Genomic DNA, 6,944 nt, shown 5'->3' on the forward strand with positions numbered 1-6,944 from the left:
CTCGGTCATCGGCCTCACCCTCGCAGGCGCGGCCAGGCCCTTCGCCGGAGTCGTCCACCACCCCTTGACCGATCCGAGCCCCTACGCCGACCATCGCATCGTCCGGCGGCGCGACACCGCCGACCCCGCCGTCGCCGCACTCGTCGACATCGTGCGGGAACCGCGTGACACCGGGGCCTTCTTCCCGCCCGAGGTCCCGCACGAACCCGGCGAGCGACCCCACGGCACCGACGGCATGGGCCCGGACCGACCAAACCCGGTCGCCCGGGGAAGGGCCTCAGGGAAGGATCGAGTCGACGTAGCCGCCGTCCACCCGCAGAGCTCCCCCGGTCGTCGCCGAGGCCTGGTCCGAGCTCAGATAGACGACCATGTTCGCGATCTCCTCGGGCTCGATCAGCCGCTGCAGGAGGGACTGCGGGCGGTACTTCCGCATGAAGGCACGCTGCGCCTCGTCCCAGGGCAGGGAACGATCCACAAGCTCGTAGACGAAGTCCTCCACACCACCGGTGTGCGTGGGTCCCGCGATGACGGAGTTGACCGTGACGCCCGTCCCGGCGGCCTCCTTCGCGAATCCGCGGCTCACGGCCAGCAGCGCGGTCTTGGACATGCCGTAGTGGATCATCTCGGCGGGGACCACCACCGCGGAGTCGCTGGCGATGTACTGGACGCGTCCCCGGCCCCGGTCCATCATCGCGGGCAGGTAGGCGCGGGTGAGGCGGACGGCCGCGAGGACGTTCACCTCGAAGTAGCGGCGCCACTCGTCATCGGTGATCTCCAGCGCGGGTTGGGCGCCGAAGATCCCCAGGTTGTTGACCAGGATGTCCACGTCCGGCAGCACCTCCAGGGCCCTGTCCGCTCCGTCCGCGGTGCCGAGGTCGGCGGCCACGGGGACGAAGCGCGCCTGCGGGGCCTCCTTCGCGAACCGCGCGACAGCCTCGCCCACCCGGCTTTCGTCCCGGCCGCTGACACCTACCCGGGCACCCGCCCGCGCCAGGCCCACAGCGATCGCCGCCCCGATGCCCTGCGTCGAGCCGGTGACCAGCGCGGTCCGTCCTTCGAGGTTCAGCTGCATCAGCACACTCCACTGCCGTGTCGGCGGGCCGGGGCAAGTCCTCCCCGTACGATCATCGGCGAACACCCGTGGATGAGCATGCGATGCGCCCGCCGCCGGACGGACACGGCAGACGCCACCGCACGGTTCATCCCGTCGCGTGGTCCCTCGTCGACGGGACGAGCCGGATCTCGGTACAGGTGCCGGTCAGGGCTCCGGCCGAGGTGCCTGCATCGGCGGCGGCCGGTTCGGTCGTGACGCTGCGGGCGGGGCCGTGTCCGTGCGATCGGACCAGGGATTCCTCGTGTACGAAGTGCCGCACGCGGGCTGGGAGTTCGTGGCGCGGGCCGACGGGTGGAGCGTGCTCGGACGGTCCTGGGGGGAGTGTCCGGCGCTGACGGAGCATCGCCATAATGTTCGGGTGATCTCCCCCACCCCCACCCCCGTGCAGCGCGTCCCCGTCGTCATAGTCGGTGCGGGACCGGCCGGTCTCACCCTCGGTAACATCCTGCGGGCCGCGTCCGTCGACTGCGTGGTCCTGGAGACCGAGAGCCGCCAGTTCATCGAACAGCGGCCCAGAGCGGGGTTCATCGAGGAGTGGGCGGTACGCGCGCTGCGGGAGCGGGGGCTGGCCGACCGGCTCGTGGAGCAGGCGCAGCCGCACAGTGAGTGCGAGTTCCGGACCGGCGGCGAGCGTCACCGGTTCCGGTACGCCGAGCTGACCGGGGACCACCATTTCGTCTATCCGCAGCCGCTGTTGGTGACCGACCTGGTGCGCGAGTACGCCGACGTCCGGGGCGGCGACATCCGTTTCGGCGTACGCGATGTGGCGTTGCACGGCATAGACGGAGACCTGCCCTCGGTGCTGTACACGGACCCTGTGACGGGCGAACGGCGGCGTATCGACTGCGAGATCATCGCGGGCTGCGACGGCGCACGCGGTGTGACCCGCACCTATGTGACGCCCGACCGAGGTACCGTCGCGCGGTACGACTACGGGGTCTCGTGGCTGGCACTCCTGGCCGAGGCGCCGCCGTCCTCCGACTGTGTCGTCTTCGGTGTCCACCCGCGCGGATTCGGCGCCCATATGGCCCGCAGCCCCCAGGTCACCCGCTACTACCTGGAGGTCGTGCCCGGCGAGGACCCGGAGAACTGGTCCTACGACCGCGTGTGGTCGGAGCTCCACGCGCGGCTGGCGGTCACCGGCGCCCCGCCGCTCGCCGAGGGCCCGCTGATCGAGAAGCGGGTGCTCGACATGCACAGCTACGTCGTGGAGCCGATGGCGTACGGGCGGCTGTTCCTGGCGGGTGACTCCGCCCACCTCGTGGCGCCGATCGCCGCCAAGGGCATGAACCTCGCACTCCACGACGCGCTGCTCCTGGCCGACGGGCTCATCGCGTACTTCGGGACGGGCGACGGCGCTGGACTGCGCGGCTACTCGGCGGCCTGTCTGACACGTGTCTGGGAGTACCAGGAGTTCTCGCGGTGGTTCGCGGAGTTGCTGCACGGGCCGTCGTCCGGCGATCCCTTCCGGGCCGGATCCGCGGGTGCCCGGCTGCGGCGGATCCTCGGATCGCCCGCCGCCGCGGCCACCTTCGCCAACTCCTACATCGGCAAGTGCAGCGTGGGGTGAGCCCGTCCCGAAAAATACGTATGTACGGAGCCGTCTCCCGTTGAACACTCAACGTCACCCCCTCCGTACTTCCGGGAAAGGTGAGAGCCCGGTGCGCAGCGAGGGATGAGCATGGTCAAGGTGCAAGGCCCCACGGACGAGTTGGTCGCCGGACGATACCGTCTCCTGGCGGTCGTCCACCGGGAGGAGGGCCGCGTCGGCTGGCACGGCGAGGACGTCGAGTTCGGGCGTCCGGTGGCCCTGACGCGGTCGCGGCTACCGGACCATCTGCGCGGTCGGGCTGGGCACCGTACCGCCGCCCGTGTCCTGCGCGAGTCCGAGCGCATGGGGCTGGTCTGCCCCGGCAAGGTGCCCAGCGTCGTCGACGTGATCGAGGACAACGGTTTCCTGTGGACGGTCACCGAGCGGGCGGCGGGCGCACCGCTGAGCGGGATCCTCGTGAACGGTCCCTTGAACTACGTCCGCACGGCCCGCATCGGCCTCGGGCTTCTCGACATCATTTCCGCGGCCCATCGGCACGGGCAGACTCACGGCGACCTCAGCCCCGGGCAGGTCTGCGTGGACGAACAGAGCGGCGTCACGGTGAGCGGCTTCGGCCTGATGGGGGACACCTCCTCACCGCGCGTCACCGCCCCGTCGTACGCGTCCCCGGAACAGGCACGCGGCGAGGCCAGCAGCCCCGCGGCGGATCTCTGGGCGCTGGGCGCGATCATGTACGCGATGGTCGAGGGGCGGCCGGCCATCCGGGAACGGGGCGGGCTCGTCGCTACGCTCCGTGCCGTGGAGCGGCTGTCCATCCGGCAGCCGCTGAACGCGGGACCGCTCGGCCCCGCCATCCAGGGACTCCTGCGCAGGGATCACCTGGAACGGGTGCCCGAGCCCGTGGTGCGCGAGGCGCTGACGCGCATCCTCAAGAAGGACCTCGATGACTCGTCGCCCACAGAGGGCCTGCCGCTCTTCCGGGACACCGGCGCCGGTGTCCGGCGGGTGGGGCGGACCTTGCGCGGGCGACCGGTCGGACGGCCGGTTCTGGTGGGCGGGGCGCTGGCCGTCACCGTCATCTGCTTCGTGGTCCTCACCGCGGCGGGCGGGCTGCCCGACGGCGACACCTCGGCGTCCGGATCCGCACCTTCGCCGACCGCCCCCGCGCCTTCGCGGCCGGCTTCCGGCAGCCCGTCCGCGACGCCCACCGGTTCTGCCACCGCGCCCCAGAAGCCATCGCCGACCCCGGCCTCTCCCTCTCCCTCTCCCACCGCCGAGGAGACGGCCGGCTTCTCCACCTACAACTCGCCCGAGGGCTTCTCCATCGACCTCCCCACGGGCTGGCACCCCTTGGGGACCAACAGGACCGACGACCGCGCCTACCGCGTCACCTTCGGCGCGAGCGGGGATCCGCGCACGCTGGCCGTCACCTACAGCACGCAGCTGGGTCCCGACCCCGTCAAGGTCTGGGCCGACCTGGAGCCGTCACTGCGGAGCGACTCCGTCGGCTACGAGCGCCTGGGTGACATCCGCGCCGTGGACTACCGCGGCCACGAGGGTGCCGACATGGAGTGGATCTCCGTGTCCGACGGGGTCCGTGAGCGCACACTCGGCCGGGGATTCCTCATCGGCGACAGCCTGGGCTACTCACTGCGCTGGACGACGCCGGCCGACGACTGGGACGACGGCGCCAATCAGGCGGCGCTGGAAGCCTTCTTCAAGTCCTTCAAGGAAGCCTCGGAGTAACGCGGAGGCCCGACGCCGACATGGCTCATCTTCGTGCCGCGGGGCTGAGGCCATCAGGTCTTCGCTGCGACAGCCACAGCGCGACCGCTTCGGCGATGGGCTGGCCGGTCTCCAGCTCCACGAAGCCGAACTGGCCGCCCTGGTTGCCCTCCAGGAACCACCAGAGGCCCTCCTTGTCCTCCGCGAAGTCGAAGGCGGCGTACGCGAGTCCGGTGAAGGTCAGGTACTCGTGGACGGCGCGCGCGATACGGCCGGGCACCGCGACCGGCTCCCAGAGGTGTCCGGTCTCACCGAAACGCCCGTCGACCTGTTCGGGCTCGGCGGTCTTGCGGGCGGCGAACAGGCGGGAGCCGATCGCGGTGAGCCTGATGTCGGCGCGCTTGGGGATGTACTGCTGGAGCAGCGCGGGTCCGGCCGCGACGCCGGAGAAGTCCGCGTCGGGGCCGATCAGTGTGGTCGGCAGGGCCACCGGAGGATCGCCGGGCGGCGGCCCCGATGCCGACTTCACCACCACCTCGCGGTACTCCTGGACGAACTGCTGGGCGACCCGTGGAGCGGTCGTGATGACGGTGGGCGGCACCGCGAAGCCGCTGCTGTGCGCGATCCGCAACTGCCAGGGTTTGTGCCGGGCCTGCTCGGCGCTGCGCGGGTGGTTCATCCAACGGGCGGCGGCGGAGTAGAGCATGCCGAACAGGGCCTGCCGGGTCTCGGCGGTGAGCCACGGCGAGGGATCGGCTGCATGGGCCGCCGGCTCGCCCGGCCTGCGCACCCATACGGAGCGCAGGCCTCCCATGCTGAGCACATGGCCGTTGACCGACAGATACCCGTCGAAGTCGCCGTGGGCGTAGTCGGCGGACAGCACCGCCTTGCCCGGCACGTCGGCGGGGTCCAGGCGCACCATGGGCACGCCCTGTTCGTGCAGTTTGGCCACCACCATGTCGGCGGTGACGTCCTGGTCGGCTGTGAGAATGAGTACCGTCATGCGCGCGGGCTGCCGTCAGTCGTCGAAGTGGGTCTGGGATCCGGCGGTGGACGTCGTGGTTCCCGAGGCCAGGAGGAGCGCACGATCGCTGACAGCCGGGCGGCCGTCGGGCAGCACGTTCAGTTGGAGTGATACGTCGAAGTGGTACGCGGCTGTCACGGCCGACTGCCCTGTGGGCAGGGCGTAGTTGAGTGTGAACGGTCGCACGAAAGATCCTCCCGCGGTCTCACGATGCTCTACGCCCACCCGTACGTCTCACGACCGTAAGGAATTCATCACTTTCCGCCACATCGGGGTGAAGGTCATCACATCGCGTCGATTCCGGCTTGCTCGTTTCGGTTTTACTTGTGTGTCCGCTTGTTTCCGATTTATTCGTGTGGCTCTTGTCCCTATCCGCCGAAGCTTCGGCCAAAGCTTCATCCTCAGTGATCTAAACGCCGACCTTACCCAGGAGAGTTCCCGGTGACCGTAGCCATTGCCCCGTCCGACGAATCCGCCGTGCACCGCGCCGCACTGGACCCCGAAGTCTCGCGTGACGCACGCGACTTCGGGGCCTACGCGCGGACCGGCGGCTGGGGCTTCGCCCTGAAGGTGGCGCGCAGTGTGCGCCCCGGCGGGCAGTCCGCGGACGAGACGCCCAAGGTCTCCGCGAAGGAGTTCGCCGAGCTGGCCGGATGCTCGCCCGAGCGCGTGATGCGCTACTACAAGGCGTGGGACAAGGCGGCCGACGACGGTCTCGTCCCGCACTTCGAAGGACTGGCTCCGGGCCAGGACGTCGAACTCCCGGACGCCGACGTGTGGCACACGTACTACGTCTCCCGCTCCAGCGCCACGTCCGAGCGTGGCACCGCCATCTCGGCGGCCGCCGAGGCCGAGGGCATCCGGCCCACCAAGGCCCTTGAGGTCGCCGAGAACCCCACCGCGCTGCGGGCCGCGATTCTCGCCGACCCCTCCACCGCCCAGGCCGCGCGGCACGCGCTCCTCGACCGGCTGAAGGAGGACCCGGCGCTCCAGGCCGAGTTGGCCCGGGACATCGCCCGCACCGACGAGCTGAAGAAGGCGGTCGCCACCGAGAGCAGGGCGGCCGACCGGATCGGCTATGTGCGTCAGATCGCGGAGAAAGGCCAGATCAGGACCCCGGCCGGGCAGACCCTCGACGCCCCGGCCGAACTGCGCTCCGAAGCCGAACGGCACCTGTCCCTCCTCGATGAGCTGGAGGAGGGCGAGGACACCGGCGAGTGGGCGACCGACGCGTACGACACCATGAAGAACATGGTGGTCGAGACCGTGCAGGCCGATCCCGAACTGCGCGTCCAGGAGCGCCGGACAAAGTTCTACAGCAGCCTGCAGAAGGCCACGAAGGTGTTCGAGGAGCTCACCTTCGATGACGCCGACGACATCTACGAGGACGACATGGTGCAGCGTCTGGAAGAGCTCCAGCAGGCGATCGGCTCGTGCATCCAGGCACTTCGAAGCGCGGCTCCCCAGCGGTGAGTCGGGCCCGTGGCCCCGCGAGAAGGGACCTCTCTCGCGGGGCCACGGGATCACTG

6 protein-coding genes are annotated in these 6,944 nt (G+C 70.3%); 3 read left to right on the forward strand and 3 right to left on the reverse strand.

The window, feature by feature from the left end; genetic code table 11:
- Positions 1-277: 277 nt before the first annotated feature.
- Entirely contained in the window at positions 278-1,072 is a 795-nt protein-coding gene (locus ACFWP7_RS24705; protein WP_384384743.1) for an SDR family NAD(P)-dependent oxidoreductase, read from the reverse strand.
- A gap of 400 nt (positions 1,073-1,472) precedes the next feature.
- Here ACFWP7_RS24705 and ACFWP7_RS24710 point away from each other — a divergent pair, with 400 nt between their 5' ends.
- The gene (locus tag ACFWP7_RS24710; RefSeq protein WP_384384747.1) at positions 1,473-2,684 is read left to right on the forward strand and encodes a 4-hydroxybenzoate 3-monooxygenase; all 1,212 of its coding nucleotides are present in this window, start codon (positions 1,473-1,475) and stop codon (positions 2,682-2,684) included.
- Positions 2,685-2,795: 111 nt separating this feature from the next.
- The gene (locus tag ACFWP7_RS24715; protein WP_384384749.1) at positions 2,796-4,412 is read left to right on the forward strand and encodes a serine/threonine protein kinase; all 1,617 of its coding nucleotides are present in this window, start codon (positions 2,796-2,798) and stop codon (positions 4,410-4,412) included.
- 25 nt (positions 4,413-4,437) lie between these two features.
- Here ACFWP7_RS24715 and tgmB read toward each other — a convergent pair whose 3' ends face one another.
- Together tgmB and tgmA are read right to left on the reverse strand one after the other, a co-directional pair.
- Positions 4,438-5,394, reverse strand: coding sequence for an ATP-grasp ribosomal peptide maturase (gene tgmB, locus ACFWP7_RS24720; RefSeq protein ID WP_384384750.1), 957 nt, complete (start codon positions 5,392-5,394; stop codon positions 4,438-4,440).
- Positions 5,395-5,409: 15 nt separating this feature from the next.
- On the reverse strand, positions 5,410-5,601 hold the full coding sequence (tgmA, locus tag ACFWP7_RS24725; RefSeq protein ID WP_266837178.1) for a putative ATP-grasp-modified RiPP: 192 nt from the start codon (positions 5,599-5,601) through the stop codon (positions 5,410-5,412).
- Positions 5,602-5,856: 255 nt separating this feature from the next.
- Here tgmA and ACFWP7_RS24730 point away from each other — a divergent pair, with 255 nt between their 5' ends.
- Positions 5,857-6,888, forward strand: coding sequence for a hypothetical protein (locus tag ACFWP7_RS24730; RefSeq protein WP_384384753.1), 1,032 nt, complete (start codon positions 5,857-5,859; stop codon positions 6,886-6,888).
- Positions 6,889-6,944 lie beyond the last annotated feature (56 nt).

This window comes from Streptomyces sp. NPDC058470, from assembly GCF_042721055.1.
GTDB lineage: Bacteria > Actinomycetota > Actinomycetes > Streptomycetales > Streptomycetaceae > Streptomyces.